Source organism: Allobosea sp. P4_C6 (genome assembly GCF_056402015.1).
On the sequence record NZ_JBFUIF010000165.1, the window covers coordinates 1 to 2,866 of the forward strand.

The window sequence follows — 2,866 nt, forward strand, 5'->3', positions numbered from 1 at the left end:
TTGCGGTCCTGACGAGGGTCGGATTGATGACTGGCCCCTTCAGGAGCCACCATACCTGGTACATCGCCGACCAAAGCTCCTCCATCTTCGTCCCCACCTTCGGTTGCCCGCTGGCAGTTCGGAYCCGGCGTCCGTTGGACGCTCAAGATCGGCGGCAAGATCCGGTACGGCCCGACGGCACCGCCCTTGCCGCAGATCGCATTGCCCGTCTTCGGATACAAAACCCATATCGCGATCGCAGGGGCGGCCGATGGTTTGCTAACTTGACAAAAAACCGGCCTGCCTCGCGGCCTCTCCCTGGGTAAAAACTCAGCATTGCCGGAAAAACGCGTCAACCAGCCGGCGCAGGATAGAATTCGACTTGTAGGTACGAAGGCGCGTCGCACTTGCATCAGCTAAATTAACGCCCTGGGCGCGGATCACCATCTCGGAGACGCCGCTTGTGCATGTCGCCGAAACGACCTGGTTGGCCGGGGTCGAGAACATTTGCCTTTGCTCGCCCTTGCTGCGCACGGTCACGTCGAAGCGCGGGTATGCTGGGCCGACATACCACGTTTCGTAGTAGGGCCCGATTTGGACGATGGCCGTAGTGGGGGGGGCGGCGAACTTGACGATGAGTTCGCTGGGGCTCGACAAAGTGTGGGACGGAACTTCTCTGACCCGCGTCAGTTCCAGCATGCCTAGAGCCAGACCGCAGGCGGCGAGCGCCGGCCAATGCCGGCCGAGGATGATAGAGAGCGCCCCGGCCATTACGATCAGGAGAAAGACAAGTCCAAGGCCGCTCGCCAGCCCCATGTCGATGAACTCGATGGGCTCGAAAAGGCCGGGATTGAACTGACCTACATAGTCAAAAAATATCCGGAACGTCGCGTCGCTCTGGCGTCCCTCGATAAAAAGGTTCGGACGGAAGTAGAATAGCCCCGTGCTGAACCCGGTCACGGCAGCGGCCAAAGCCGTCATGGCCCACTGGGTCAAGAAGCGCAAATTCTGCAGCCAAAACGCCAACCCTACCGCTAGCATGGGGATGGACGTGACGAAAAACCGTCCCGGCCAGCCCTCTCCCGGATTAACTCCAATCGAGGTAAAGAGCGCTATAACCGCGAGGATTGCGCATTCGCCCACGAGCCGCTCGCCTTTGAAGCAGCCAGCGAAAAGACCCGCATAGCCGAGGGCCCAGATGGGCGCGTACGGGAACATGCCTTTAAGGCCGACGATCTGCATCGCGATAACACTGGGCGCCTCTGCTAGTCCCGGTGGGCGAGCGGTGTTCACCGAGCCGGTCAGATTGCCATAGATGACGAGATTCAAACCGACCAGCGCAGTCAGAAATAGGGCTGCCAAGGAAAGCAAGGACAGCAATCGTCCGAGGGACCTCGTCTTCTGGTAGGTCCTGGCCAGAAAGAACGCAAAAAGAACTGCCCCGATCACCGAGGCGCGAAGATGCACGAAAGGGATTAGGAGAATGACCGCGCCCCGGCACGCGTCGCCCACGCGAGAGGCGCCCGCCTTCTTCAGAAGCATTAAGCCGGCCGAAATCGAGAGGAAAATGAAGACCTCGATCCAGTAGGTACGGACATAGGTGATGACGGGAAACGCAAAGGCGGCGGTCGCCACAGCAAGGAGCGACGGGCCGGCTGTGCTGAAGGACCTGATCGCACGAAAGAGGCAGACGAGACCGACGCATCCGGCGATGAAGCCGCCGAGGCGCAGGCCTCCTATCGAAAAGAATGAAAGAGGCGACAGGATYGTCGCGACATAGATCGGGTGGGCGAGGACGTCACCGTTCCCGATGGTCGGAAACGTCTCGGTCTGATAACCAAGAGCCAGGAGCGCGACGCGGCGCCAGTCGTCAATCGACATAACGGGCGTACCAAAGAACCAAATGCTGTAGCTATACAGAAAATAGCGGACCTCATCGCCGGTAACCGCACGAAACGGCGCGTGGACCGTAAACAAATTCAGCGCAAACACCAAGGCAGCGATCAAACCGATGTCGATGATGCTGCTTTTGTTGCGGTCAAGGAAGTCGTTCATCTCGTCAGAACCATCCAAACTGTCGTTGATACAGAAGACCAGAAGGGCACTAAGAGCCCAAGCCGAAAAGAGTTGAGCGGTTTCAGCCGGCTGTGATTCCGTCAAGGGTGTGTGACTTGATGGAGCCGGTGATGACCTAAACCGAAACCGCTCGGCATGATTATGCGCGCCGAGGGATGCGCTACTCAAGCGATCTGAAACGATTGGGAATGGGCGGTAATTTCGCCCTTCCTGCCTGGTGCAAGGCAGCTCAGTCGTCCTCGCACGACGAGCCTCCGGGAGGTTTTGAACGCGATCCTCTATTTGGCCTCGAGCGGCTGCGTGTGGTCGCTGCTGCCCAAGGACTTTCAGGCGCTTCTTTGTGCCCGCGATGAACTAGCGAAAACAGATAGTGAAATGTATGGCTTTTCAATTTACATTTGTGCTGCATCGATTTGAACGGAACAGTCTGGCAAGGACGATCATGATAGCCGCGCGACAGTTCACCGACTCGCCGCGATGCCTGACCATCATCTCCCCTGACGAGCGCGGGTGTTTCCATACCTCCGGCCTCTCAAACTGGTCGTAGCGGCGTGTCTCACTCGGGGAGGCAAGGGCAGCCCCTGTGGCAATGAGTTCTTGGGCAAGATCGGTGTTGTTGTCCATGTAGCAGCGGCCGTCCGAGGCGCCGAGCACGTCGAGCACCACCGCCTCGTCCAGGATGGCATTGGCAGCCCGAGTTCGAGCGCGTCATGGGCGATTGTCGGAAAGCGGGCGGTCCAGTCATGGCCGCCTCGGGTCAGGATCCGAACGCGGCCAGCCTCGATATGAACGGCGAGCCGGTAGCCGTCCC

Annotated in this window: 2 protein-coding genes and 2 pseudogenes; 1 reads left to right on the forward strand and 3 read right to left on the reverse strand. The window is 59.1% G+C overall.

Annotation, left to right across the window (positions count from 1 at the left end):
- Positions 1-309: 309 nt before the first annotated feature.
- Positions 310-2,139: a hypothetical protein gene (locus AC1DVA_RS27390; RefSeq protein WP_476807984.1), complete on the reverse strand. Its 1,830-nt coding sequence runs from the start codon at positions 2,137-2,139 to the stop codon at positions 310-312.
- Between the two features lie 71 nt (positions 2,140-2,210).
- Between AC1DVA_RS27390 and AC1DVA_RS27395 the strand changes: the two are divergent.
- Positions 2,211-2,382: pseudogene (locus AC1DVA_RS27395) on the forward strand (transposase); the annotation flags it as partial.
- A gap of 60 nt (positions 2,383-2,442) precedes the next feature.
- On the opposite strand, the gene AC1DVA_RS27400 reads toward AC1DVA_RS27395, so the two are convergent.
- Both AC1DVA_RS27400 and AC1DVA_RS27405 read right to left on the reverse strand, forming a co-directional pair.
- Complete coding sequence (locus AC1DVA_RS27400) at positions 2,443-2,718, reverse strand: hypothetical protein (protein WP_476807985.1); 276 nt, start codon at positions 2,716-2,718, stop codon at positions 2,443-2,445.
- A pseudogene (locus tag AC1DVA_RS27405) lies at positions 2,692-2,866 on the reverse strand (non-homologous end-joining DNA ligase); the annotation flags it as partial. The pseudogene AC1DVA_RS27405 and the gene AC1DVA_RS27400, both read right to left, overlap by 27 nt.